Raw genomic sequence first — 26,098 nt, 5'->3', positions numbered from 1 at the left:
GGTGTTCCTGAAACGATCGTCCCGACCCATAAATCTGAGGGCGGGAGCAACGCCGCGCCAACGGCGCCGCCCCCTGACGGGTCCTTGACACTGAAAGGAGCCCGCTGTGGCTCAGTCTACTTTGCTGCGCGTGTCGCCAGGTGCTGCCGATCGCAGGGTCTTGGTTCCCTGGGTGCAGCCCACGGGCATTCCGCCGCCAGCCTCACTCAACCACCGCGAAAAAGGTAGTTGAGCTGCAAATTCTTCGCGGGAGATTTCCTACCGGCGTCACTGTCGTGGTGTCGGAGTGCCGTGGAGACCGGCGGACACCGGCCCCCACGGAGCGACCTACGAGGTCGCCACCTATTCCGTCCAGCTAAGAGGAGGCCTAGGCCATGTCTATTTCATCGTGTCTGCGACACGAATGCAACGCACCCCGCCGATCAGTGGATCGGGGGTGGTTGTGATGGGGCGAACTCGTGGCGGCCCCGCGCCGCGGGCTGTGATTCCGACGCTCGAGGACTCACGGGATACGCCGATCGTGTCTCTCGACGGGGCGCATGTTGTCCCGATCAGCCTAGACGGTCTTGATCGGGCGCGACTGGAATCGATGAGGCAGGCCGGGCTGCGGCTACGGCAGCCCGCCATTGGTGAACTGGTCCGGGAGGCAGCGGCGCGCTCACAAGCCTGCGTCCCGTTCGTTTCAGAGACGACCGACATCGAGTGCTTCAGGGCAATTGTCCGACTGTTCGTGGCCCACTATTACCGGACTGGGCATGTCGATGCGCGTCGGGCTCTGCGGCGGGCGAGCATCGATCAGTTCCTGACTGACAACAATCTGACGAGCCGGCGGACGGTGCGGTGGCAGCTCTACGGTGCAGGTCGGATGTTCTACCCGGGGGAGTTTCCAAGAGCGAATGTTATTGAGGCACCACGGGAACAGGCGACGGCTCCCAGTACCGAGCAAGAGGTCGCTGCGCTCTACACGATCGCCCGCACGCTCAATCCCAAATGGCGGAGGGCATTGACGAGCCTGGTTGATTTCACTGCCGGCGTTGGCGCGCGTTCGACGGAATTGCACCACTTGCGTCGGGGTGATGTCCGCATCGAGACGATCAACGGACGGCAATGGACCCTCGTCACCCTGCAGCGTCCGTCCACGCCGCCGCGGACTGTGCCGGTCCGGGATCAGCGGCTCGCGACTCGGATTCAGGACCACGCCGAACACGCCTGTCATGACCTAATCATGGCGTTCGGGCGAAACCCTTCGGTTGAAGGTAATGGCATTAACCGTGTCAACGACAGGCTCCGCGAATTGGAGTACGAGGAGCGGTTTGACGCGAAGGCACTCCGGAATTTCTGGCTGGTGCAGACGGCAAATGTCCTGCCGATGCTGCCCTTCATGCAGCTTGCGGGGTTCAGTAACTTCCCACGCCTGTCGGATATGGGACTGGCCGTGCCTGGCCCCGGCGACCTGCAGTCCGTGGTCGCCTCGCTGGAGGCGGCCGAGGCGGTCGCGTCATGACAGTGCACCCGCGTATCGACGAACCCGCCGTTGTCTGCAGCGACGAGCTGTTCGCGAAGGCGCTGACCCTGGTGGAACGCTCCCAGGCGGCTGCCCTGATCGATCAATGGCGGACCGAGTGCACCACCCCAACGGTGCGATCAAATACGTTGCCGTACAACGTATTTGCTGTACTCGTGGCGCTGGCCTGCGTCATGTTTCGCCGGTCCGAGCCGACCGTCGCGACCCTCTTTCGCACGATGCTGGATTTCACGCCTGGTCAGTGTGCCAGTGTGGGCCTCGATCCAGATGCGCTGACAGTGATGCGGGAGGCTCCGCGCCGAGCCTTACCGAGCTTCCGTGATTGGCTGAACCGTGCGCTTGCTTGCCTGGACTCCGCACCCGACCAGCCCGCACGTCTCACCCCGATCGCCGAACACAATCGAATCATCGCTCGCCGAACACCCGAACAGGTCGCCGCCTACGCGTTGGCTGGAGAACGCCTGTCGATCGTGGTCAATCGTCTCGTGGCAGGCTCGATCGATCCGAAATACACTGATGTCGGTGTCGGCGATCTCGTCGTTGACGAAACGATCATCGACACTTCCTCTGCTGACCAGGTGTTTGGCGGCGGCGAGCGGTGTCGTGGGTCGGTCTACACCGGCGGACTGTACCGGCGAGATCTGGCCAACGTGGTTCAGACCGCATCGGCGAGGAATCCGAAGGATGGTGCGGTCAAGAAGAGAGGGTGGGGTCTCGGTGTTACTGCGGTGAGTTCGGTTGGTCCGCCCGATGCACTTCACAATCGACCAATTCTGTTCACTGGCATAGCGATTCACTCTCCAACTGCTGGCTCGCTGGACGGGCTTGATGAAGCTGTGCACCATCACCGACTGAACGGATTCGACAGTCGAGCCACGGGCAAACGGGCTCGATGGCCGATGATCACCTTCGACATGGGCTACCTCCGCAAGGGTTTGTTCGAGTGGCAGATGGCGAACCAGTACGCCGCTGTTCACACGTATCCGGTGCACTGGAACACCGACTACTGGGCCGTCGACGCCAACGGCGAGCGACTCGGACCCGTCCAGGTATCAGGAAACTGGTACTGCCCGTCAACGGCCGCGATCTCACCAGGACGCAAGTTTGTAGTCCGCATGCGGGACCTCCTGGCCAACGATGACTGGCAGGCACGCGACCTCCGACTGCGCGAACTGCTACCGCGGCTGATGGGCGTCGACCGCAAGCCGATGATGAAGCGTTCCGGGCGAGGTCGACCAGATGTATCCGAGGACGAGTCGGCACTCGTTCCGAAAATGGTGCTGACCTGTCCAGCGGCATTGGGCAATATTCGATGCACGAGATGGCAGAACGCGGACACGGCAGGACGTCTCGACCTGCCACTGGTGGATCCGCCGGCGTCGGAGCCGATCTACAAGTGCTGTACGCAACCGACGGTGACTGTGACCTTGACGGCAGACCAGCAGCGCATGCAACAACTCAGTCACTATGCCCCTGGGTCATTCGATCATGCGATCTATTGTGAGGCGGCACGTGCTCTGACCGAACAGCGTTTTAGCCTGGTCAAACGGCGGAGTGTCGGAGGACTTCAGGACCTCAAGTACGGTGCCCGCCGCGAACCGTTGATCAAACTGATCTTTGGGATGGCCTTCGCGGTCGTCAACGTCACCGAGATCACGCGCTTTGAATCCGTCGACCGCCGCAAGACCGAATCCGTCCGAGCGAACTGGAACCGTCTGGACCGCGACCTCGGCAAACCAGCCATAAGAATGCCGAACAGGACATAGCGCATACAGACAACGAGCGCCGCTTGAAGCCCGGCAGGGGCGATCAAGCGGCGCTCGTCTTCGCGCAAAACACTCGGAAATCAGAACCGATGACCACGACCAATCGGCTCCTTGGCCACCATGAGCGGCGCAGTCCCACTAGTGCCGCAACCGCGAAACCTCCAAGATCGACCGATTCCAGCGGATGCCGGGCCTGCAGCGTGCGCCTTTGCTCGCACCCTTGACCTCCGAAAATTGGTCGGAAACGCGACCGCAATTGATCGGAACGGTAGGTGGGAACAGGCTCCTGGCCTCCTTGCCTGAACCGCTCACCAAGAGCGGTTCAGGACGAATCGCACCAAGAGGTCAGGTTGCAGAAATGTGGCCTGACCTCTTTGTTTTGCCTGGCGATGTTTGTTGTTCGGCGTATGGGTCGGATTTGGGGATCTGAGTCCTGGCGTCCCCGATTGCCGACCGTCATTCACGCTTCTTCATTCTTTGCGGTGGGGCGAGCAGTTGGGAGAATTTTCGCGCTCGCCGGTGCGCTTAGGTTGCGAGTGTCGCGGCGGCGGCGATCAGTAAGTGGTCCGTGGTGGCGGTGGGGTTCTCGAGGATGGCGCGTGCTGGTGCACGTTCTGCGAGTCTGGGGTTGCGTCCTTGGAACCAGGCCTGGATTACGCGTGGCGAGGCCCCAAGCTGCTGCTGCAATGCTGCGAAGTTGTAGGCCAGGTGTAGGTGGCCGTGGATCTTTGCGGGCACCGGTACTGCGCCGGTGGCGTAGTCGTTGACGATGGTGGTGCTTGAGGCGCCAGCCAAATATGCCACGAGCCGGGATCCAAGGAGATCACGAAGTTCCTCGACCAGCACAGCATCGTCGAGGTCGTTGCTGCGCGTTGCGATCTTGTTGTAGGCGGTATTGAGAGACGGGATTTCGGGAGCCACGTTTCAATCGTCACACGCGGTTATGACACTCGCGTGGCGGTGCTGACAATCGGCATTGTGCGGCACCCGGGGACGGGGTCGCCAACCTCGGGCACGGCACCTGGAAGAACGAGTCGTGGGGCTAGATTTCGCGTTCACGCCTGGGGGTCGGTGGCCGACGAAAGTGCCGCTACTTTCGGATGCTGCAATCTGGCTTCTAGCTTCTTGTATTTGAACAGGCCTACGTGCATGAGCCTTCTGTGGCGAATTGTGTTGCTAGAGAAGAGATCTCATTAGTTGAGGCGCCTCATCTCCTAAGGGGTTCGAATGACGGATGGGTTGCTGGTGGTTTGCTGTCGATGGTTTGTGTGGTTGCATGTCTCGGTATAGCGATAGTCGCAGGGGGAAGTTCAGGGGCGTTGCTTCGTAGCTGACGAGGTGTGTTGGTGCGGGGTTCGGGGTGTCTGGGGTTCTCCTGGTTGTTCGAGGGGGATTTTGTTTATGCGCGTTGTGCGTGTTGTTTCGGTGTTGGCTGCTGTGGTGGCGTTGCTGCTCGGTGGTGGTGTGGCGGGGGCGGCACCGGGTGGTTCGTTTGCTGATCGGTCGATTGTGCGGACTTCTGATGATGGTTGGAAGGTGCACTTGGGCAAGTTTGGTGAGCGGGTGCATTCGGTGCCGGCACTAAGTAGTGGCCATGGTTCCTACGAGGCGTTCTTGGATTTGCGGGGGACCGCCGAGATCACCGGTCGCGGGTCTTCGCCGGTCGATGCTGCTGTGTTGACCACAGGTTTCCAGGTCGCGTGTCAGTGGCAGATGGATGGCGTTCAGGTCGGTGTAACGGGTGGTCCGACAGCGCAGATGTCGATCTCGTACCCGCCGGCAATGGTTATTGGCGCGCAGGTCATGCCAAGTATCTCCACGACGTTGCGGAATGGGACGTCGACGGATGTGAAGTTTGCGACCAAGCAGTTGCGGGGTCCGAAGGCTGGTGCCCGGATGGAGGGTGTGCGGGTGGAGATCTCCGGTTGTGTGGGTCTGGCTAAGCCCGCAGTCCGCGCGTATGTGCGGGTGGCGATGAGCACGGCGGTCAACGACAACACCTTCAGCCTGTACGGCAAGCCGCATCACCTCTAACCTGCCAGGGTTGATCGACCAGGTCTTTTGTTCAAATTTTATGACGTCTTCAGGGGGAATTCTGTGAGTACGGGAACTGATGTGGGTGCTCGACACTCGGGGGAGAGTGTTGATGGTCAGGCCGCTGGGGAGGGGTCGGGGTCGGTGCCGGTGTGGACTGTTGTGTTGTTTGTTGCTGCGTGTGTGTTGTTGGTGTTGGCGGCGATGAATCTGACGAATCTGGGTCCGTGGGCTGCTGAGCACGGTCAGGTGTTGGTGTTTTTGGGGTTCTTTTTGGTGATGTCGATCGCTGGGCGTTGGTTCTGGTCCGGCGTCGACAGCATTGTCGGTGCGGTCCGCGGCAACAAGAACACCGAATAGGGGCGCCAGCGCGATGAGGGGGAAAGCAATGTTTGTGAGGGAACAACGTCGCCGCCGGGGTGCGGCGGTGATTGCTGGGTTGGGGACTCTGGTGGTTTCGGCCGGGATTGCGGTAGCTGCCTTGACCGGTACCAGCGGCAGTGCTGGTGTGGCTGGGGCTGATGCTTTGTGTGATCAGATGCGGGCTCAGTATGGGTCGGGTTGGCCGTGTATTAGCGTGCCGACTTATACGCCTCCGCCGACGATGCAGGCCCCGCCGGAGGCGGGTGCTCCGGGTGCCCCGTCGCAGGGTGGTCCGGTGATTGGTGGTGATGCTGGTCCGGGTCCTGGTGAAGGGAACGGGACCCCGATCGTGGGTGGCCCGACCCCGGAACGGGGTAACCGACCGCCGGCGACCACGGGGCCGGGGAGGACTCCGGCTCCGGCCACCGTCGAGCGCGGCACCGATCAGGGGCAGCCTGGTCGGCCAGGAACCCCCGAACCGACTGTGGTGCCTGCACCGGTGACGGTTGGTGAGCGGCAGGCTCCGGCCGAGACGGCTTTTGTGAGTCCACCTGGCGGTGGCGATGGTGGTGTGATTCCGTTGCCGTTCTGGTTGTTGGCTGCTGTTGCGGCGGTGGGTGCTGCCAGTCCTCGGGCACGGTCGTTGCTTTCTCGTGGTGGATCGACTCGGGCGACGGTGGGGCCCTCGCGGATGGTGCTTATCCATGATGAGTCTTCGCCGAAGACGTATCGGTTTGCGATGAATGTTCCCGACGGCGGTCGCACGGCGGTTAATCCTGATGGTTCGGCGACTGTGTATGACAAGGACGGCAACGCGGTTCGTCAGGTGGCTCGCCCGTGGGCTTTTGATGCTGCTGGCCGGCCGCAGAAGACGTGGTACACCGTCGATGAGAACGGCGACCTCATCCAACACGTCGAACCTTCAGACAATGCCCTGTACCCAATCCTCGCGGACCCGACCGAGGAGGACATGGCTTCGTTGCAGGAGGCGTCTGAGAGGCAGAGCAGCGGTGATTATCTCGCCGCGCCTCCATTTGTTGCGGGTCCTCTGACGCAAGAGCAGCAGCAAGCGAGAAGTCGCACCGAAGCCCGCGATCAAGGGCTAGCGGTTGCACAAGGAACGACAGACGATGGCGCACCGGCGACCATAGTTGGCGATCCAGAAACGATGAACGTCTCTATGGTCCAAACGGCACCATCTCCGAGCATGATCGAAGATATCCCCGAACTCCAAAGGCAGTCAGATTTGGCCGAGTCTATGGATAAGGTTACTGCCGTTATTCAGGGGCCGGGACTGGAAGAAGACCGAGCTGGGGCCGCGCATCGATCGCAATTGCGAGAAAATGGGTACATAGTATTTAGCCAAGCTGATGAAAACGGTGTAGAAATCAACGTCGTAATTAATCCGCAAACGGGGACCGAGACACTGCTCCGGCCTGGGGATAGGATATTTATTGATCCGGCTACTGGGCAAGAGCGGGTGCTAGATAAAGCCGCGGCTTCTGCTTATCGTAGTTGGCTCAGTGATAATGACCGTGATCAAACACTCAATTGGTCGGGACGCTCAGCGGGAGCCTTGGGTGACGGGCTAGATGTAGTCGCAAAGGGTAGCGAGGCCGGGAGCCGTGAACGATCCTTTTATAAGAACTCTGGAAAATTTGCTCGACGGTTTGGGTTGGGTGCCACGATTCTGCTGGAAGTCAACTCGGTTTACTCCGAAGACAAAACTGTTATGGATGGACTGAAAGACGCTGGAGGAGTTACTGCATTCAGTATGGCCGGTGCGGGTATTGGAGCAGCAATAGGTGGTCCCGCAGCCCCGGTGACTGCTGCGATTGGATCTATCATTGGAGGTCTCGCCTGGGACCTAGGTAAAGGGCGGGGGTGGTGGTAGGAATGACAATAGTTCTCGGGATATTGGCTGCGGCTATTTTATTCACGACTAGGATTGCTTTATTCCTTTATCCATCGGTGGCAGCACGAGGTGCACACATCCGCGTTGTCTATAATTCAACTTTGGCCATCTCTCTCGCTATCGTGCTTGCTATAGGGGTAGCGCTGATCTTTTTTGGGAACCCAATTCTGTCCGGCTCCGTAATTGGACTCACGATTTATATGTTCTTCAGTAGCATTGGTGTTCTTGTGAACGGAAGCGCTTCCTCCGAAGGGCGGCAATAGTCTCGTTTCGAAGGGTTCTGTGATGGTTATTGTAATATTAGGTTTCGGTGCGATCTTCATTGGCTTTTCGATTGCGCAAAACCTTGCATCAAGAGGGCGGTTTCGCTGGGGTCTTGGAATTTGTGCAATTTCGGTTCTCCCGATAGCAATATTTGGGGTATTGCCCGAGTCTGGAGGGATTTCGGCAGTCGTGTCTTGGGTCGTTATTACCGTAATAATTTGGCTGCGAGCCTGGATGACTTGGGATGGACTAACCATTTCCGGATTGCGTGAAATGTGCCGGTCTATCCTATTTGGCGAACCTCCTTATCGGAAATAGCGGTTCTTAAAGGCTGCGGCTGAGATAAGCGCAGCGAGTCCGTATGGAGAAGAGGATGTCATATTCGATCTCTCCCGAGGTTTCGGGAGGCCTAGGGGATGGAACTGAGTGTGAGCAATCTGGTCGACCCCGCCGAGTTAAGAAATTAGACTACGTCGCGTGTCGCTCTGCGGATCGCGATCAGTCCAGTCATAAACCCAGAACTGCTTTCGAAAAACCCGGCTTCCATCGGGCTGACGCTCAACCACCGTACGAAGATTTGAAGAGTACCGGCCGAGTGCGTAGATATGGTCAGGTTGACTACCTGCGTAAACCTTCCATCCGCTGTCTGCTTCGTATGTGCTGGCGTGCGGGTGCGTTCGGAAGTAGATTTCCGAATCCTTCAAAGCTTCTGCCTTGGCCGAGGCGAGGTCATCAGGAAGAGACCTCACGTCGGGGCCGTAACCTCCGTCGTAGGCGTCGCGTCCTAGGCCGTCGACTTCATCCTCGGTGAGATTGTAGGTGTCGCCGACTGCTTCGCCCTCGCCGGTGGGGTCGAGGTAGTGATCGAGGATGTTGGCTGACATTTCCCAGCCATTGGCCTAAAAGATGGTGCTGACCCCGACGGAATATTTCGACCTCTTGCGTGGTCAGGGAATACCAACTCCCCCTTTCGCCCATCTGACATTTCCCGAGTTCATCCGAATTCTGCCACAGTAGTCGATCGAATCTTTCGAAGGAGTTTCCGAAAAATGAAGTTTGACCATCTGTCAGGATCTGGAACATTAGCGTCTGACGAACTTGAACTGGAATCAGTATCCAGCCGGATTGTCAATTTGTTCGAAGGCCTCCATCAAATTGCGCCAGAGACGTTTCCAGAGGAATGGTATGACACATTCCAATACGTCGGAAGCAGTGGGAAAATCCCGGAGCAGCTAATCGATCTGTCTAACGTAGCCAACGCAAGAAGTTTGGCAGAACGAGGCCAAATGGACGTGGACAAAGGTGTGCAAATCAGCACCACATCTTCGATAAGGCTGAGGACGCCCGGCGATATACCGTTCCAGGTTGACGGCAAGATCGGAGGATTCGCCGGAACTGTTAATAGTTTTCTACTGATAGTAAACCCTGCTCGCTACTCGCTCGCCCGAGACCGAGACTATCTCATCCTCAGCAAACATGAGATTCGCGAGGCTGTCATCCATATCGCTCGCGTTTTGCGGTTTGATGAAATCTTGTACTTTGCTTCTGGTGGGCAGCCGAACCCACAAGTGAATCTTCCCCCTATAGGCGACAGGGCCGCACGCAGAAAGGCTAGTGGCCCGCGCTGGAGAGGTCAATTGGGGTGGTTCACCTACCTCGACACAAGTGTTTGGGAAATGGACATTGATGAATCCGCTTTGCCCCCGAATGTTCTGATCGAGCCAGTCCTCAACGGCGTGACCATCCAACTCGGCGACGACCACACTAATGTTCCCGATCTTTTGCTCGCTCAGGCCCGCCGTGCGATCGGATGGGAGTACCGGCGGGACGTATTGTCGAAATAAGGACTGTTCGCTTTCGACGAGCTTTCCTGGCAGGGGGCAGGGGGCTCGTACGAGGCTCTCTTGGATTTGCGTGGGACCGCTGAGATCACTGGTTGCGGATCCTCACCGGTCGATGCTGCTGTGTTGACCACAGGTTTCCAGGTCGCTTGTCAGTGGCAGATGGATGGCGTTCAGCTTGGTGTTACTGGTGGGCCGACGGCGCAGATGTCGATCTCGTACCCGCCGGCAATGGTTATTGGTGGGCAGGTCATGCCGAGTATTTCCACGACGTTGCGGAATGGGACGTCGACGGATGTGAAGTTTGCGACTAAGCAGTTGCGGGGTCCGAAGGCTGGTGCCCGGATGGATGAGGGGGAAAGCAATGTTTGTGGGGGAACAGGGTCGCCGTCGTGGTGCGCCCAACCCCAGATACGGTGCCTAAGGATCTGGAGCCTTCGGCGAGGGGTGAACACCTGGGATTCCACCCGGGGGAATGGGTCGAGCTGTCCTCCTGGGACATGCTTTGGCATCGGCCCAGGGAGTGGACTGCTCGAGGTTATCCATCGCCTCCTGCCCCAGCGGGAGTGGATCGTGGAAAGGTTGGGAAATTCATCACATCATCCCTTTGGAGTATAGGGGCGGACATACATTTGAAAATATGATCCCTTTACCTAAAGAAATCCATGCGCTATTTAGTGATTGGTTCCGATTTTATGGATAACGAAATCCTTGCAATCCTCGACTCGTTCCCACCAGTGGAATCGTCGAGTGGTGATTTTAAATTTACTGCGAGTACGGTCTATCAACCGCCCGCCTCAATGCAGGAAATAAAGGACTGGGAGGAACGCTCATCGTGTCGAGCTGGAGTATTGAATGACTTGTGGAGCGTGACGAGAACGACTCGTCTCTATTACTCCAACGGCGGAAGTGGCCTGACATTACTTAGTCCAGAAGATAGTGCTCTTGCATCGGTGTTGGGTTACGAGTTAGATGAGGACGGATTTCATGAACGCGACGTCGTGATTGGTAAATTCGAGGTGATTCCGGATTCAATCATCTATAGTCCTGAGGAAGACGTTATCCTCTGGGCTGGAGTTATCGATAGTCGTGACGACTGGGATCGGTTTGAGAGTGTCGCAAACTTTTTGGGCGAGTACAAGAACTATCCCAATTTGTGATTTCCGATTGAGTCCTGGTGGACGGGTGGTGTCACAGAGGGTCTCGGAAAGTCATTCATCATAAAGTTGGGACGATGCGCGAAGTGTCGGTGACATGTTGACGATCACGGATTCTTCGCCACTAAGTACCCTTAGTCGGACCAGGTGCGGAGACCCTGGGCGCTGCCGGGCACTGTCCGATTGCGTTCCGGCCTTATGCAGATGACCCGATCGGCGCCGAACTCCCATAGGCATAGGCTGTGGCGATGCGAGTGAAGTTCCACGGTGGCCACTTCGACGGACGAGAACACCACGTTGAACCCGGGGCCACCGAGGCCAGGCTGCCGCACCTCATCGATCACGGCGACGGCACCTCGCCAGACCTTGTCGACGAGCGCAAATCTCTGCTCCCGCGAGATGCGCTCATTGAGCGTGTTCCCCAATGTCCGGACGTGGCCGAATCATTGAGCTACTGAGGCAGTACACCACAGATTTGCCCTGTGCCCGGCAACTCCATCAGGGTTGCCGGGCACGATTTCTGCGTCGACGCTGACCACCGCGAACGTCAGTTCACGTGTGAGTCAACCTCCCCTTGAGCCGAACCCTGTTAATGGCGGGGGACGCTTTTGATGGTCCTTCGTTCTTAAGCACGAATGGACACCTGCTCGAATTGGACCGCACCTAACCTCGAAATTTCATCGGGGTGACGTCCTGGCCTGTGCGGTTTCGGATTGATGGTTGTGAGCTGATTGTGCCTGTCGGGTACGACAAGGCCGCCGATCGTCGGATACGTCCGGGTTCCACATCACCGGAAGAGCAGGTTCTTTCATCTCGTAAGGTCAGGGCTCGGCTACCGAGTCAGCCGGGTGCCGGGTAGGCGGCCAGCCGCTCGAGGCCGGCAGCGAGCAGACCACTCCACGGATGATGCCGGTCGTACCGAAGCCGGAGTCGGCGGGCGTGACGAGTCAGGCGGGCCGCGGTCGCAAACAGTCGCATGCGCAGCTTCTTGGGTTCCCACAGGCGCGCTGCGGTACCGGCCAAAGCCAGCATCTGGGTCCAGGCGAGCAGATCGCACGCCACCTCGACCACGGCGAGCCAGATCTGATTCTGCGCGAACCCTTTGAGTGGAAAGTTCGTCAGGCCAGTGTCTTTCGCGATCCTGATACGGTCTTCGCAGCGGGCCCTCCGCCGATGCCGGACCTCGAGATCGGCGAGCTGGCCGCCGGTGGTGTTGGTGGCGAACGCGATCAGGCGCCACCCATTGCGGTCGGTGATCCGCAGCTGGGCGCCCGGATGCGGCTTCTCACGGCGGACGATGACCCGCATCCCGGCCGGCCACCCCGAGAGGTCCAGGACTCCGGTCAGTTCGGCAACGTCAGCATTCTTGCGGGGTTCACCGTCCGGGTCGTAGGCCGGGGTCCACGCCTTCTTCGGCAACCGGTCGATGAGGTCACCGATCGTCTCGTTCAACGGAAACCCGACCGAATACGACAGGCGTCGGCGGGCGAGGAAATCGATGAAGTCGTGGGTGCCGCCGGCCGAGTCGGTGCGTATCAGGATCGACTTACCGAGCCGAGACCCGATGCCGGGAACCTGCTGAAGGATCTTCTGCGTCAACGTGATGTGGTCGGCGGCGGTGTTGGAACCGGCGTTGCCGGGCCGCAGGATCGCCGCAGCGGCCTCCCCGGTCCCGTCTGGCCCGTGGTCGATGAACGCCATCAACGGATGAAAACCGAAGCCCCGCTTATAGGTTGGCTTCGCCTGCTCCTTCTCCGAGTGGGCGGTCACCAACGTCGCATCGATGTCAATGATCAGCGGCTTCTTCGCCGACCGACCATGATCGGGAGCCTGATCGGCGGCCAGGGACCACACCCGCTGGCGGGCGGCGGCGCGAGCGGCCCGGATCGCGTTCACAGCCCGCTCGGGATCGGCGGCCAGGGTGGCGATCAGGCGTGAGACCGTCGGATCGGAGGCCACCAGACCGAACACGTCGGGACGACCGCGGACCATGCTGATGTCGGCCAGGCAGTCACCGCCGACGATCAGGCTCGTGGCCAAATCGAGGAGGATCTTCGCTGGATCGTGGGTCGCGAGGGGTTTGCGCCACGGCGCGAGCGCGGTCCGTAGCGCGTCGGTGAGGCCGGAGAGTTCGGCGGTACGGGTGGCCAGGACGGTGCCGCCGTGGGTGATGATGCCGCCGCCGTCGGCGGTGGCCTGAATCTGCGGGTAAAACACGGTAGAGTTCTTCACCAGAAAGGTGCTCCTTGCCCTGCTTGTGATTGTCGTTTCGCAACAACAATTATTGCAGCTCAGAGCACCTTTCTTCATGAAAACGGCAGGTCAGGCGAATTCAGCGATGAAAGCCCGAGGCTAACGTCGTTGAGTCTGGACATGCTCGTCGAGGAACTGCTGTGTCATCTCGGCAATCGCTGCGGCGTGGGCATGAAAAAGGTAGTGGTGGCCGTCCATGATGGTGACCTGCTGAATAGCCGAGTTGCTTATCGCCGCGCGGTGGGAGGACTCCCATTCCGGGTCAGCTTGGAGCGATGAAGATGCAAGGATCGACATCGCGGGCATGGACGCGGGGAATATGGCTCCCTTGATTTCGCGCACGTTTTCGGCTTCGTGGGCGGTCTCGTCCAGCATGGTCGGGTTCAACACCCACGAGTACCCGCGTAGGTACAGGTCCTGCTGGTCCTTGGTGTACTCGGCCGCGTCGCCCAGGCTCTCCTGGTAGTCAGCCACCAGCCCCAGGTAGTTGGTTCCCTTGTCCAAGGCGATCAGGTCTCGTACGCCGCCGACCGCGGTGACGGCGGACATCCAGCCCGGCCACGCAGGAGCGCTCCCGGCAAGATCTGTCGTATAGCGCTCATCGTCCAGCCCCACAACCGCGGCGACCTCGTCGGAGTGCCGGGTGGCCCACCACATCGCGTACAGACCCGAGATCGAGTGGGGCATCAGGACGTAGGGGCCTCCGAGCCCCAGTTCTCGAAGCGCGGCCCGGGTCTCGTCGACGATCGCCTCGCTGGTGCGCGGGACGTCGGTGCCATCGCTGAGGCCCAGCCCGAATGGCTCGACGGTGACGACCGTGTTCTGCGCGGCCAGGCGCTGGGCCAGCGGGTTGAAGCTGATAATCGGTTCCGGCGTGCCCAGGCCGGGCATCAGGACGATGGTCCGCGGTCCCGAGCCCTGGACGGCTACGCTCATCCGGTGCCCGTCCACCTCGACGTAGCGGTGGACGGAGCCGATCTCGTTTTCAATGGCCGCCTTGTCGCGGGGTGTCTGCCACCAGTGGAAACCCGCCGAAATCGCAACGGCAACAACGATTACCGAGACCAGGCTGACAAGAATCCGTCGCACCACCCGAAGTAGTCGGTGCCGTGGGTTCCGGGGCGTCGGATCCGCTAGTCCACTCAGCCGAGCGTCATCAGTCAGCCCTCCCGATTCCGATTCCACGTCGACGGGAATCGGGTCTGTCGCCCCTGTAGTTCCCATGCAGCCAACGTAGCCGATGTCAACGACGCAGCCGAGGAATTTACTACACTGCGTAGTAGGCGATCTGTTCGAGTTATGTCCGAGGCTGACGCTTAATAGTTTCCGCAGCTGTTCGTATGTGATCGCTACGGAACCTGTTGATGGCGGGGGCGCGGGGTCGCGAAATTCGGTGGACCGGGCGGGTACCCAACTGCGACACTCGGCCGATGGAACCTGTGGTTACGTTGACCGCCGCTGACGCTGGAGAAGTCCTTACCCTGCAGCGCGCTGCGTATGTCACCGAGGCACAGGCTCACGATGACGTCGAGTTGCCGCCACTCACGCAGTCGCTCGACGAACTGGTCACCGAACTTGCCTCGCCCGATGTGATCGCAATTGGCCTGCGAAGTGAGGTGGGGCGCCTGGTCGGTGCTGTCCGCGTGCAACTGTCACCGGACTCTGTCGCCGAACTGGGCCGGCTCGTCGTCGTACCGGACTTGCAAGGGCAAGGCCTCGGTAGTCGACTGCTGCAGCTCGCCGAGGAACGACTACCGGAGCAAGTCAGCCACCTCACGCTCTTCACCGGCGAGCGCAGTGCTGCGAATCTGCGGCTCTACGAACGGTTCGGTTATCGCGAGACGCACCGAACCCCAACGCCCGCCGGCTACGCGTTGGTTCACCTCAGCAAATCAATTCGACGCTAGCGACCTGTCCCGGAAAACGGGCATTCGATAGGTTCGGTACATGGGCGATGTCGAGTATCTTGCAGTGTCGGTACGTGGTGCAGCCATTCAGTTCGAAGGCGTCCCAGGCGACGTCGACGAGAATCTGCGACGACTGCGCGCGCTAATCACCGAGGCCATCGACCGCGGCGCGACGTTGATTGCCATCCCCGAGTTCGCGACCTCTCCGCTGCCGCTTATGGCTGAAGTACATCGAAGCGTGATGCCGCCGTCGAATGCGGCGGTCGACATGCTGGCCGACATCTCGCGCCGCGAGTCGGTACGTATCGGCGGTTCCATGCTGATCGCCGACGGCGACGAGATCTACAACCGCTACCACCTGTTTGAGCCCGACGGCAGCGTCCACCTCCACGACAAAGACCTCCCCACCATGTGGGAGAACGCCTTCTACGGACCCGGCAACGACGATGGAGTTTTCGAGACCGGGCTCGGCCGCATGGGGGCGGCAGTGTGCTGGGAACTGATTCGATCGCAGACTGCCCGACGCCTGGCCGGAGTCGACGTCGTGATGACCGGAACGCACTGGTGGACGGTGCCAAGCAACTGGGGCCCGATCGTCAACCGAGCCTTTGGCCCGCTGGCCCAGTACAACCGCTACCTGTCCGAGCAAGCTCCGGTGGAATTCGCTCGCCGCGTGGGGGCGCCGGTGCTGCAGGCGTCGCACTCTGGGCGATTCCGGACCGACTTCCTGTTGGCACCGGGGACCAGCACGGCAGTCGGATATGAGACGTCGTATGTCGGTGCCACGCAGATCGTCGCAGCTGACGGCACTGTTCTGGCTTCCCGGAACACGGCCGAGGGGCCGGGCGTGGTGGTGGCCGAGGTTCAGCTTGGCGCGCGCCAGCCACTCGTCCCCGTCGAAGAGAGCTTCTGGATCCCGAAGCTGCCCGCTGCACTTCGGGCGTACTGGCATCAGCAGAATCTGGCGGCAAAGTCGTACTACCGCCGCCAAGGACGCGACGCCGGCCTGGCAGCGGCGGCGAACTGCGACTAAGTCAGTCCAGTTCGACTGAACCGCGGACGACGGTGTTCGTCGCGCCGCCGACCCATGTTCGGCCCTCGTCGAATCTGACGTGCACGCGACCTCGGCAGCCCAGCACCGTTCCCTGAGAAGCGACGTACGACGACGGGAGTTGACCTCCGGGAATTAGCCACTGCGCGATCCCCGCATTGAGTGAGCCGGTGACCGGATCCTCAAAACCCTGCGAGCCCCCGACGAAACCGCGAACTTCGACGTCGCAGTCGGACCCGGCGGGGTAGCGCCCGACGATGCCGATCTCTAAGCCATCCATCGCGGCGAAGTCAGGCTCAACGCCGAGGACCGTGTCGGCATCTTTAAGGAGAGCCGCCACCCATTTGGGGCCGTTCACCACCCAATACGCAGACTGGATCTCCGCGGGCGGGAGCCGGAGGGCGGCGGCGATCCGGGCAATGCTGTCAGCGTCGGCCGGCTCGTGTCTCTGCAGGGGCGGAGCCTCGAACGCGAGAACCTCACTGCGCCGCACCCGAACAAGTCCGGCAGCACACTCTTGGACGACGGAGTCCTCGTTCTGTGGTGATCCGCCAGCTTCGAGCCATGCATGCGCGCTACCCAAAGTGGGGTGACCGGCAAACGGAAGCTCTTCGGTCGGGGTAAAGATTCGCACGCGATAGTCGGCCGCGGGGTCGGTAGGCGGCAGCAGAAACGTCGTCTCGCTGAGATTCGTCCAGCGGGCAAATGCCGCCATCTGGTGGTCCGTCAACGACGCCGAATCATGAACGACGGCAACGGGATTGCCGTACAGCCGGTCGGTCGAAAATACGTCGACCTGGTTGAAGGGGAGCGCGCCTCGGGTGTGCTGCTGACCTGGGACAAGGGATGCATCCGTCATGACGATATTGTGTCAAATTCTTCGTATCGAACACTTGTGCTAATCAGATAGAGAGAGTAACGTATATCACATCAACTACTCGACTTTGTTCGAGCGGCTGGTGTTCTTTGAAAACTTAAAAGCGCGTCGCGGCACACGGCGACACCAACTGCTTCCACGGCATTGCCGAGGAAGTAAGGGTGAGTGCTGCGACGGCACATGGGTGGTACCGCTGGCCTGGCGGCATGGGGCTGTCGGGCGCGTTTACTGCCTGCTCGACGGCCCTTTCGGTGGGTCGATTAGTTGCTGCGCCAGCTCAGTGGCTCCCGGTGATCCCGGGCTCGGCCGGGTGCGTTGGTGGGCCGAATATTTCGTTTCTTGAAAGAGGGGAATGTCATGAGCGTTTCTGAAGTGGTCAGGGAGTTCGCCGATCGGCTCTCCGATGAGCTCTCCGGGGTGGAGGGGCGAACCAGCGATGGTTCGGGCGGTGGTTCGTTGGCGGGGTTGCTCGCCAATGCTTCGCCTGCCGGGATCGATGACGGTGAAGTCCTTGCGGTGTTGGTCGAGGGCGTGCGATTGCTGAATGTGGCGAATGTGCTTCTGGCGCAGACGGTGCAGAGTGCGGTGCGTGTGGGGGTTCCGATGCGGAAACGGTTAAAAACCGGGGCCGACTTGTTGTTGGGGTTGGGAGTTCCGCCGGCGGTGGCGTATCGGCTGGCTCGCGTGGGGAAGGCTTTTGAGTCGGTGGAAGCCCTAGCCGGGTTAGCGGGTCAGGCCCTGGTCGGTGGGGTAGCGATTGAGCACGCGGACGCGGTGGGTGAGGGCCTGACCTTTGTCGGGAAGCGGGTTGAACTCGATCCCGAGGCCGAGGTGCAGGTGGCGCGTCGGTTGATCGTGCAGGAGCGTCCCGGTGATGTTCGGGCTCGGGCGCGGGAGATCGCGATCGAGTTGGCGCCGACCGCGGCGGAAGTGGATCCGGAGGTGGTTCCGGTAGCCGAGAACGCCGAGCTCAATGAGATGAGTGTGGTGGTCGGGGCTGATGGTCGCACGAGTGTGGAGCTGGACGTGGATGTGGTGTTGGGGGAGGAGCTGTGGCAGGCGCTCGACCCGTTGTGCCGACCGGTGTTGGCACCCGATGGGAGTCGGGATCCGCGGAATGTGGGGCAGCGTCGGGCGGACGCGTTCGGGCAGATCGTGCGAACGTACCTGGCCGGAAGTGACCGGCCCACGAATGGTGGGGTTCTGCCGCACGTGAGTTTGTTGGTTCCGGTGGTGGCCGAATCTGGTTCGGGGAGTTCAGGCTCGGCCACGGGGGTGGCGCAGCGAGGTTCTGTTGGGTCGGGGCGGGTCGCATCGCTCGGGTTTACCGGGCCAGTGTCGGACCGGACGGTGGGTCTGGTGTTGTGTGATTCGGCGTTGCGTCGCATCGGGGTAGACGGGCAGGGTGCGGTGTTGGATGTGGGGCGTGAGCATCGGACGGTGACCGTTCCGATTCGCAAGGCATTGGAGGCCCGCGACCGCGGTTGCGCTGCTCCGGGGTGTGGACGTCCGGTTGGGTGGACTGATGCGCACCATATTGTTCCGTGGTCGCAGGGTGGGGAAACCAGCGTGGAGAATTCGGTGCTGCTGTGCCGGATGCACCACACGATGGTTCACCACGGCGGTTGGGAAGTATTCCTGGGCACCGACCATCACCCGTGGTTCGTCGTGCCAGCCAACCCGGCACGCCCGGGCGGTCAGCGTCGGATAGTGCGCTCGCACGCACGACGCACCCTTACGCTCGCCGAGGACGCGGCAGCCTAGCGGCGGCAACCTCCGACAGGCATAGCTGGGCGACGGCGCAGCTACGCAGTGCGAACACGTTTGGTTAACGGCAAACCGAGGAAGGCGAGCGCGGCAAACACTGCTGCGGCAATAACGGTGGCTGTCACCAAGCCGAGTGGGTGGGCGATCAGGCCAGTCGCGATCGACGGGATCGAAATCGACAGATAGCCCACGACGAAGTAGCTCGTCGTGACGTTGGCACGCTGCTCTGGTGGCGTCACCGCCGTCAAGGCTCGCATACCCGCCATGAATGCCAAACCCTGCCCGAAACCGGTCACCACTATGGCCGCGATGAACAGTGGCAAGTTGATCGCTAACAGGGCCCCGATCAGCATCAGGGAACTGACAACAATGCCGATCAGGCCAACCACCATCAGCATGCGATCCGGCAAGGACCGGAACACGATCTGCGCAGCCGCCGAAACCAAGAAGAAGAGGGCCAACACAATGCCGATCACCGCCGACGAACTCGCACCCAGATCCGTCGTGAGCAGGTTGGGAGCCACTGCCGAATACACGCCAGCGAGCGAGAAGCCGGCAACCGCACCCGGCACCGCCGCGAGAAACACGGCTCGTGACTCTTCCGGAAGTCCCGGGAGCTGAAGGGAAATGCCCTTCCGCGTCGGCGGAGTTTCATGCACCCAGTACAGGGCAAATCCGGCGATCACCAGGAGGACGAGGTGAATGAGGAACGGATCGAACAGTGGATCCGGCACCACTGGCGCAATAGTCCCGGCCATCAAAATGCCCAGCCCAAGACCGCCCATGTTGGCTGCCGTCGCAACAGTTGAGGCCAAGCCCAGACGACCCCGCGGCGCATTGCCGATCACCGTGACAGTTCCCGTCGCAGTGAAGACTCCGGCGGCCAGGCCGGAAAGGATGCGCCCCAAATACAAGATCCACAGGGCACCGCCGACAAGGAAAGCCACCGCCGACACCGCGGACAGCACCAAACCCAACAAGAGGATCGGCTTGCGCCCAACACTGTCGGACATGCGGCCGAAAATGATCAGGCCAGCGATCACGCCAGCCGCGTAGACGGCAAACAAGATGGTGGTGATGGCGGCACCGAAACCGTATTCCAACTGGAACCGCGGGTATAGCGGCGTCGGTAGCGTCGTGCCCATCATGACGACCGCAAAGACATACGCGGCGAGGAACATCGGCACCAACGTGGTCGGTTCCTTGACGTCGGACTTCACGATTTCGTGCCTCCTGGAATGCCGCGGTCTAGTCGAGTACGACCATCCCGCCGCCTCATCTATTCCATAGGTATCAATAGGCAGGTATCGATCGCCTCAGGCACAGTGGAGTTGTGAGGACAGCAATTTCGACGTTCCGTGCGTCGCCGAAACTCGTCGCCGAGGCCATCCGCGAAGCGAGCGGCCGTCAACTTCTGGTGGCGACCGTCGTTTCGCTCGGGGTACTCGCGGTGATGGGTATCGGTACCGTGATGATCCCAAACACCCTGTTTAGTCGTGAGATTGCGCCGACTATGTGGAGCTATCCCGTCTGGATCGTCACTGCGATTCTGTCCGGACTACTGGCAGCGACGTATGTGGCGCCAGCCGATCAGATGCCAGCGGGGGAAAGCCCCCGCGAAGGTCGCTGGGGAGTCATCGGCACCCTGCTGACCTGGTTCGCGATCGGATGCCCGGTCTGCAACAAGATCGCGCTAATCGCGCTCGGATCATCGGGTGCGATCGCCTACTTCGCGCCCATCCAACCGGTTCTCGCCGTCATTGCCATCGCTCTACTGTGGTTCGCGTTGGCACGCAGACTTGAAGGTGCCAAGGCCTGCGCCGTCCCGCTAGCGGTGTAGCCGCGCCACGCCGTTGGCCACCAACTGCTCGATACCCTGCGGATCAACACCAGCCTCGGCCAGCAGTTCAGCCGTGTGCTGCCCCAATGCGGGAACATCGCCCATGCGGGCCTCGACGTCGTCGAACGTCACCGGCGGCAATAGCGCGCTGATTGGGGAAAACTCGGTCCCGACCGTGCGCCACCGATTGCGGGCAGCCAATTGCGGATGCGCCGCCACATCTTTCAATTCGTTGATCTGGGCGGCGGGGACACCGGCTTCGGCGAGCTTTGCGTCCAGGTCGGCCGTCAACCAACCGCGGGTCCGATCGGCGACAGCAGCGTCGCACGCGGCGCGATTCTCAACGCGCGCCATATTCGTCTGGAATCGCGGGTCGGTCGCCAACTCCGGAACCCCGAGCACCGCAGTCAGCGCAATCCAGCCGCCATCGCTTTGCACGCCAATCAAAATCTCGCCGTCGGCAGTCGGGTACGAGTCGTACGGGGCGATCGTCACATGGCTGACGCCCATCCGGGCAGGCTGTTGCCCGGTGTAGAGCTGCGTATAGAGCGAATGCCCCATCCATTCGACGGTCGACTCCAGCATCGAAACCTCGATCGCCGCACCGACGCCGGTCCGGTAGCGCCGCAACAGCGCGGCGAGGATTGCCTCAACGCAGTACATCCCCGACGCGATGTCGGCCGTCGGGATTCCGGTCTTCACCGCATCGCCGGGCGTCCCAGTGATAGAGATCAGGCCGCTCTCCGCCTGAATCAGCATGTCGTAGGCTTTGCGCTGCTCGAAAGGTCCACCTCGGCCATAGCCGGACAGATCGACAGTCACGAGTTCGGGATGGGCGGCGCGAAGGTCGCTGGCACCGAAGCCGAGGCGCTCCGCGGCCCCGGGTGCGAGATTCTGCAGGAACACGTCGGCCTGCCGGATCAACGAATGCACTGCTTCGCGCCCGCTCGGGGCTTTCAAGTCGACGGCAATGGACTCCTTGCCACGGTTGAGCCACACGAAATGGGCTCCCGAGCCGTGGACGGCGGCGTCGTAGGCCCGGGCGAAGTCGCCTCCGTCCGGACGTTCCACCTTGATCACCCGCGCACCCAAGTCGGCGAGGTGTCGCGAGGCAAGGGGTGCCGCCACCGCCTGCTCAATACTTACGACCGTGACGCCGTCGAGGGGGAGCGAAGAAGACATGGCAATCACTATTGCACGGCAGTCAATGTGGCACCGAGACCGACGAAGCAGCGATGTGATGGGCAAACTCTGTGACCTCAGCGTGATCTTGCACTCCCTGGCGGAACTCAAAATTCGACATATATGTAGGAACTAGCAGGCGGTTGACCTGGGAGAATCATGAGAAAGTGGTGAGACGAAAGTCAACTCCCGTCTAATCCGGGAATTTTGGTTAGCAAACGTGCCGATGTTCTACTGCCGAGTATGAGTCGACGACGAGTATTTTCGGGTAGCCGTTCGGTGGCTGCCCTGGGCGTTGCTGTGGTCAGCATCGCGGCGTTGGTTATGGGGTCGATCGCAGCGCCACCGGCGCACGCGGTGAGCGAACTTGAGCGCTACCTAAACTTGCCGATGGTTAATCGGGACGCCAGCCAGGGACCCGGGGGAGTCAATCCGAAACTTCCCACCGACCCCAAGGTCCTGAAGGGACTTGTCGAAGAGGCGCGTGAGCGAGGGGTCGCACCGACTTCGTACCAAGCTCTACTACTTCAGTATCGACTCGCCGATACGACCGCCGCTGCGGGCATTGACCTCAAGTCGTGGAATCCGCGCGCAGGTGTCAGCGCCAATCGCGTGAACCTGGAACGGTCGTACACGTTCTACAAGAACCTGCAGCTCTCGCATCGCGAATTGCAGTGGGCTGGCATGGCCGGGCTGGTCGGTGCCGATTTTGGCGGCGGTCTCCTCGACTTCGAGCTCGCTACCAACGTCTACGACTTTGCGCGCCTGGCACCCGTTGCGCACGCCATCGTCGCCGAAACGAATCGCTCGCTGGGGCCGGTGTTCGTGGACAAGCTCCCCGAGGGACTTCGTGCCCTCGCCCGCGTCGGCGCCAAGATCACCGCTGCTGACCTGCGGCACGTGCAGGGCGCAATTCTGGTGATGCAAAAGAACATTTTCAGTGACCTCATGCCCATGCACCGCGCCTATGTCACGGAGGGGCTGCCTGCACTCCGTGAGATGCGCGACGCCGGACTCTTCCCCGACGAGATCATGAACGCTTGGGAAAACATCGCTACCAAGACTCCGGACGGCATCGCTGCTGGTAACGCGCGACTGCTCATGCGTGAGCAGGGTGAGATCATCAACAAGCAGTGGGACGCGGTGCGCGCCTACCGTGGCGACGTCGGCATGGCCATGACCTACGCCAGCACCCTGGCTGGATCGCCGTCAGTGGCGGGCGTCCCGCCGCTGCGGTCGTACAAGCCTCTCCAGTTGAATGGCACTGCGGTCGATGGCCGCAAGGTCACGATTACCGTTCCGCTCCCGTCGTGGAACTGGTCGGTCTTCGACGAACGCTGGGACTACATCACCACAGAACTTCTGCCGAAGTACCGACTGCAGATCGAAAACCGTTGGCCGGCACTCAAGCGCGAGCTACAAGCCCCCGAAAGTGCCCAGATGGAACAGCACCGCCCGATTTTCAACATCCTCCCCACACTTCAGTCGGCGTTGGAGACCTTGAAGGTTGAGGTCAAGTGAAGCCCGCCGCGCGCTTAGTCGCGCTCGCATCGGCGGTCGTCATCGGCCTCTCGGCCCTTGTGCCACTGACCGCGGGTTCGGCATCGGCCGCACCGCCAAACCGGACGCCCGGCCTGAACGAAATCTTCAACGGTTTCGTCATCGGCACCTTCCAGTCCGGCAAGATGGGCAGTCCCGATGAGATCCTCAAGCCGCTCACCTCGACCGACCCCTTCTATCGGGAACCGGCCCTGAACGGCAGCGAAAAGCCCGGCACGCTGCTGAAGTCGAAAAAGGTGGCCGTCCAGTTCGTCGGCTTCCAGCCGGGCAATGTCGACGCGTACAAAATCATGTTTGTCACCACCGCGCTCGACGGCAAGGCAGACATCAGTACCGGGCTGATCATGATCCCGCGCGATGGCCGGAGCAACGCCAACCGCAAGATCGTCAGCTACCAGATGGCCAACGACAGCGTCGGCGCCAACTGCCACCCGTCCGCCATGTGGACCGGGTCGGACCCGATGGATGGTGCATCGTGGTCGGCGCTCGGGCCGCTGGCCCAGATGTTCGGCAAGGGCTACGCCGTTGTGATGTCCGACGTGGGCAACAATGGCGACCCGAAGCCGCATGGCGTGTTCGCGGGCAAGTACAACGCCCGCAGTAACCTTGACGCCACCCGCGCCGCTCTGACGCTGGGCGAAGCAGGGCTGTCGAAGACGTCACCGATCGGCATGTTCGGCATTGCCGGTGGTGGCGTGGGCACCGGTCATGCAATTGAGCTGAAGGACCAGTACGCACCGGAACTTAATGTGAAGGCTGCCGTCATCGAGGGCATGGTCCCGAACTACCGCAACTTCATCGAGACCGCAGATGGATCGGTTGGCTCAGGCTTTGCGATGGCAACCCTGCTGGGCTTGGAGCCGCACTACCCGGACATGCGCGTCAACGATCATCTGAATGACGCCGGCCGCAAGGTCGCGGACTACTACCGCACCCAGTGTCAGACCCCCGGCTATTTCACGCTGCCAATGGTGCCGCTGAACACCTTGTTCAAGGGTGGGCAGTCGCCTGCGCGAATCCCCGCGTTCCAGCGTGCCTACCGCGACAACAACCTGGGCGAAGGCACCCCCGCCAAGGGCGTCCGCGTGCTGATCGGCTCGTGCCGAGCCGACGACTCCCCGATGTCGCTGGTGCCCGCAGCTGACTCGCGTAAGTTGGCGAAGGCCTGGCGCAGCCGCGGCGGCAAGGTCGACTACCAGCCGACCGACTGCAGCATGGTCAACGCCATCGTCAACATCTACGGCTGGGGAACCGATCTGTTCGGCATGCAGACCCTCGACTGGCTGGCTGCACGACTAGATTAGTAGCGTTTCGACGCGAATTTCTCCGGTCCGGAAAACCCGCAGACCCCCCATACGCTGGGGGTTTGCGGGTTTTCTCGTTGCTGATAGTTGGTGCGTGCCGTTTCGGAGCCAAGACTTGAAGTACCGGCACCGCAGCGAAAGCGGCGGCACAACCAAGGGGGAAACAATGGCTCAGGCAACATGCGTAGATGCCGTGAGAGGGCTAGGGGACAGGCAGGTGGAACGCACGGGGGCGCGGAACGGCAGCTTTGAGAGCTACATGAGAAGGGTCTTCGTCGTCCTCAACTCGGTGTTGCTGATTCTGGTTGCGGGAGCGTTCCTGGGGCTAGCTCTCGTCATCCCATTTGCCTTCGTCTTGTCGACGATGGCCCTCATGGTGCTTTTGGTTTTCTTCCTCGCTGGGATTCGACTGCCCGCCCCGAACTGGGTCCTCGGGGTCACGGCAGCGATTCTGCTCGCCGGCACTGCCGCAGGTTTCGTCGTGAGCGTATTCCTGGGGCAGTGACGGCAGTCGGCAGTCGCGGCAGTGGGAAGTGGCGGATGAGGCAGGACCGACAGGGCTTGGTCCCGACAGGGGCTAGCCTTTCCGCTTTGTCCCGGGGAGCACACCGGCGTCTAAAACGAGTTTCACCAGCGGGCGGGTGCGGTCGATGAGGTCGTTGAAGCTTGGATCGAAACTCGCCCCGGTCACCGCGTCTGTATGCGCTTCGATCTGTTGATAGAGCGCGAATCCTTCATCGGTGAGACGCTGCTTGTCGCCATCGACTGTCACGAGGCCGCGAGCGACGAGCCGCCCCACTGAGCCTTCCCAGTCGTCGTCGGTCAGTCCGCGTGTCAGTTGGATCATGCGACGACCCATGACGCGCCGCTGCACGGTGGGATCGGGGAGTTCCGCTTCGTGGAAGACCGCCGCATCGGCACCCGGCAGTTGGTGGGTGACGAGCTGGGCGATGTGGTTGTCGCCACGCCACTCCCGCAAGATCGTCAAGTAACGCCACAGGGCAAGGTGGGGTGCCTCGGGGGACGGAGTTGCCGCCCATGCCGCCGCTAACGGTCGCCCCGAAAGGGGGAGCGCCGACACGATTGCTTCGTAGTCGGCAAGCAGGGGAGCTACCTGGTCGATCGCATCCCCGAGAATCGTCCGGTACTGCTCGTCGAGCATGGCGTAGCGGCGCTCATCGATCGCGTCCAGCCCGATCTCCGTGGCACGTGCCCATGCGGAATCGATGAGGGCAGGGGAAAAGTTGTAGAACGTTGCCGCGACGACGCCACCGCTGGTCTCACCGAGAGGTGCGGCACGACCGCCGACGTAGAAGGCGTGCCCGTCGATCCCCAGGTCGTCCAACGCCGCGCCTACGCCGGGGTTGAAGTAGGCGAGAACGTGGTACGGCTCGAGGGATTCGTAGGCGCGCCGCGCAATCGCGGCAGTGTCGAGGTCAGGTTGGTTAGAGGTCATCGCTTCACCATGCCACTTCGCTCCGACGTGCGGCCG

The 26,098-nt window shown here is 61.2% G+C and carries 24 protein-coding genes; 16 read left to right on the top strand and 8 right to left on the bottom strand.

Going from position 1 to position 26,098, the window contains the following annotated elements:
• The first annotated feature begins 445 nt into the window (after positions 1 to 445).
• Complete coding sequence (locus AC1L34_RS14160; RefSeq protein WP_480034847.1) at positions 446 to 1,504, top strand: hypothetical protein; 1,059 nt, start codon at positions 446 to 448, stop codon at positions 1,502 to 1,504.
• Positions 1,501 to 3,291: a hypothetical protein gene (locus tag AC1L34_RS14155; RefSeq protein WP_480034846.1), complete on the top strand. Its 1,791-nt coding sequence runs from the start codon at positions 1,501 to 1,503 to the stop codon at positions 3,289 to 3,291. Before AC1L34_RS14160 ends, AC1L34_RS14155 begins: the two co-directional genes overlap by 4 nt.
• 525 nt (positions 3,292 to 3,816) lie before the next feature.
• Here AC1L34_RS14155 and AC1L34_RS14150 read toward each other — a convergent pair.
• Entirely contained in the window at positions 3,817 to 4,212 is a 396-nt protein-coding gene (locus AC1L34_RS14150) for a hypothetical protein (protein ID WP_424293134.1), read from the bottom strand.
• A 480-nt stretch (positions 4,213 to 4,692) separates the two neighbouring features.
• Between AC1L34_RS14150 and AC1L34_RS14145 the strand changes: the two genes are divergently transcribed.
• From AC1L34_RS14145 to AC1L34_RS14135, 3 genes are all read left to right on the top strand, one after another.
• The gene (locus AC1L34_RS14145; protein WP_424293135.1) at positions 4,693 to 5,325 is read left to right on the top strand and encodes an MspA family porin; all 633 of its coding nucleotides are present in this window, start codon (positions 4,693 to 4,695) and stop codon (positions 5,323 to 5,325) included.
• A gap of 63 nt (positions 5,326 to 5,388) precedes the next feature.
• Positions 5,389 to 5,685, top strand: coding sequence for a hypothetical protein (locus AC1L34_RS14140; protein WP_424293136.1), 297 nt, complete (start codon positions 5,389 to 5,391; stop codon positions 5,683 to 5,685).
• A gap of 490 nt (positions 5,686 to 6,175) precedes the next feature.
• On the top strand, positions 6,176 to 7,582 hold the full coding sequence (locus AC1L34_RS14135) for a hypothetical protein (RefSeq protein ID WP_424324329.1): 1,407 nt from the start codon (positions 6,176 to 6,178) through the stop codon (positions 7,580 to 7,582).
• Positions 7,583 to 8,322: 740 nt separating this feature from the next.
• Here AC1L34_RS14135 and AC1L34_RS14130 read toward each other — a convergent pair.
• The gene (locus AC1L34_RS14130) at positions 8,323 to 8,751 is read right to left on the bottom strand and encodes a hypothetical protein (RefSeq protein WP_424293138.1); all 429 of its coding nucleotides are present in this window, start codon (positions 8,749 to 8,751) and stop codon (positions 8,323 to 8,325) included.
• A 165-nt stretch (positions 8,752 to 8,916) separates the two neighbouring features.
• Between AC1L34_RS14130 and AC1L34_RS14125 the strand changes: the two genes are divergently transcribed.
• The 4 genes from AC1L34_RS14125 (at position 8,917) to AC1L34_RS14110 (ending at position 11,323) form a co-directional block, all read left to right on the top strand.
• On the top strand, positions 8,917 to 9,711 hold the full coding sequence (locus tag AC1L34_RS14125; RefSeq protein ID WP_424293139.1) for a hypothetical protein: 795 nt from the start codon (positions 8,917 to 8,919) through the stop codon (positions 9,709 to 9,711).
• Positions 9,712 to 9,771: 60 nt separating this feature from the next.
• Complete coding sequence (locus tag AC1L34_RS14120; RefSeq protein ID WP_480034845.1) at positions 9,772 to 10,326, top strand: MspA family porin; 555 nt, start codon at positions 9,772 to 9,774, stop codon at positions 10,324 to 10,326.
• 47 nt (positions 10,327 to 10,373) lie between these two features.
• Entirely contained in the window at positions 10,374 to 10,868 is a 495-nt protein-coding gene (locus tag AC1L34_RS14115; protein WP_424293140.1) for a hypothetical protein, read from the top strand.
• Between the two features lie 245 nt (positions 10,869 to 11,113).
• Positions 11,114 to 11,323, top strand: a complete 210-nt coding sequence (locus AC1L34_RS14110) for a hypothetical protein (protein ID WP_424293141.1) — start codon at positions 11,114 to 11,116, stop codon at positions 11,321 to 11,323.
• A 382-nt stretch (positions 11,324 to 11,705) separates the two neighbouring features.
• Here AC1L34_RS14110 and AC1L34_RS14105 read toward each other — a convergent pair whose 3' ends face one another.
• Together AC1L34_RS14105 and AC1L34_RS14100 are read right to left on the bottom strand one after the other, a co-directional pair.
• Positions 11,706 to 13,097, bottom strand: a complete 1,392-nt coding sequence (locus AC1L34_RS14105) for an IS1380 family transposase (protein WP_480034773.1) — start codon at positions 13,095 to 13,097, stop codon at positions 11,706 to 11,708.
• Between the two features lie 120 nt (positions 13,098 to 13,217).
• A complete protein-coding gene (locus tag AC1L34_RS14100; protein WP_424293142.1) occupies positions 13,218 to 14,342 on the bottom strand; it encodes an alpha/beta fold hydrolase in 1,125 nt (374 codons plus the stop codon).
• Between the two features lie 206 nt (positions 14,343 to 14,548).
• On the opposite strand from AC1L34_RS14100, the gene AC1L34_RS14095 reads away from it, so the two are divergent.
• The gene (locus tag AC1L34_RS14095; protein WP_424293143.1) at positions 14,549 to 15,025 is read left to right on the top strand and encodes a GNAT family N-acetyltransferase; all 477 of its coding nucleotides are present in this window, start codon (positions 14,549 to 14,551) and stop codon (positions 15,023 to 15,025) included.
• A 40-nt stretch (positions 15,026 to 15,065) separates the two neighbouring features.
• Positions 15,066 to 16,058 carry a carbon-nitrogen hydrolase family protein gene (locus tag AC1L34_RS14090; protein ID WP_424324630.1) on the top strand — a complete coding sequence of 331 codons (993 nt, stop codon included), beginning with the start codon at positions 15,066 to 15,068 and terminating at the stop codon, positions 16,056 to 16,058.
• Between the two features lies 1 nt (position 16,059).
• On the opposite strand, the gene AC1L34_RS14085 is transcribed toward AC1L34_RS14090, so the two are convergent.
• Entirely contained in the window at positions 16,060 to 16,935 is an 876-nt protein-coding gene (locus tag AC1L34_RS14085) for a PhzF family phenazine biosynthesis protein (protein WP_424293145.1), read from the bottom strand.
• Between the two features lie 375 nt (positions 16,936 to 17,310).
• On the opposite strand from AC1L34_RS14085, the gene AC1L34_RS14080 reads away from it, so the two are divergent.
• Positions 17,311 to 18,717 carry an HNH endonuclease signature motif containing protein gene (locus tag AC1L34_RS14080; RefSeq protein WP_424293020.1) on the top strand — a complete coding sequence of 469 codons (1,407 nt, stop codon included), beginning with the start codon at positions 17,311 to 17,313 and terminating at the stop codon, positions 18,715 to 18,717.
• Positions 18,718 to 18,758: 41 nt separating this feature from the next.
• Here the strand turns inward: AC1L34_RS14080 and AC1L34_RS14075 are convergent, their stop codons facing one another.
• The gene (locus tag AC1L34_RS14075; RefSeq protein ID WP_480034844.1) at positions 18,759 to 19,940 is read right to left on the bottom strand and encodes an MFS transporter; all 1,182 of its coding nucleotides are present in this window, start codon (positions 19,938 to 19,940) and stop codon (positions 18,759 to 18,761) included.
• A gap of 113 nt (positions 19,941 to 20,053) precedes the next feature.
• On the opposite strand from AC1L34_RS14075, the gene AC1L34_RS14070 reads away from it, so the two are divergent.
• Entirely contained in the window at positions 20,054 to 20,560 is a 507-nt protein-coding gene (locus AC1L34_RS14070) for a hypothetical protein (protein ID WP_424293023.1), read from the top strand.
• Here the strand turns inward: AC1L34_RS14070 and AC1L34_RS14065 are convergent.
• Positions 20,549 to 21,742: a CaiB/BaiF CoA transferase family protein gene (locus AC1L34_RS14065; protein WP_424293024.1), complete on the bottom strand. Its 1,194-nt coding sequence runs from the start codon at positions 21,740 to 21,742 to the stop codon at positions 20,549 to 20,551. The two genes, AC1L34_RS14070 and AC1L34_RS14065, sit on opposite strands and share 12 nt — an antisense overlap.
• Before the next feature lie 243 nt (positions 21,743 to 21,985).
• On the opposite strand from AC1L34_RS14065, the gene AC1L34_RS14060 reads away from it, so the two are divergent.
• The 3 genes from AC1L34_RS14060 (at position 21,986) to AC1L34_RS14050 (ending at position 25,111) form a co-directional block, all read left to right on the top strand.
• Positions 21,986 to 23,263, top strand: a complete 1,278-nt coding sequence (locus tag AC1L34_RS14060; protein ID WP_424322992.1) for a hypothetical protein — start codon at positions 21,986 to 21,988, stop codon at positions 23,261 to 23,263.
• Positions 23,260 to 24,606, top strand: coding sequence for a lipase family protein (locus AC1L34_RS14055; RefSeq protein WP_424294855.1), 1,347 nt, complete (start codon positions 23,260 to 23,262; stop codon positions 24,604 to 24,606). Before AC1L34_RS14060 ends, AC1L34_RS14055 begins: the two co-directional genes overlap by 4 nt.
• A 217-nt stretch (positions 24,607 to 24,823) precedes the next feature.
• A complete protein-coding gene (locus AC1L34_RS14050) occupies positions 24,824 to 25,111 on the top strand; it encodes a hypothetical protein (RefSeq protein WP_424294857.1) in 288 nt (95 codons plus the stop codon).
• 72 nt (positions 25,112 to 25,183) lie between these two features.
• Here AC1L34_RS14050 and AC1L34_RS14045 read toward each other — a convergent pair whose 3' ends face one another.
• A complete protein-coding gene (locus tag AC1L34_RS14045) occupies positions 25,184 to 26,062 on the bottom strand; it encodes an SCO6745 family protein (protein ID WP_424294859.1) in 879 nt (292 codons plus the stop codon).
• Between the last annotated feature and the right edge of the window lie 36 nt (positions 26,063 to 26,098).

The organism is Gordonia sp. 34D (assembly GCF_056682775.1).
Note: the sequence above shows the minus strand (reverse complement) of the source record. Positions and strands in the feature narration are given on the sequence as shown.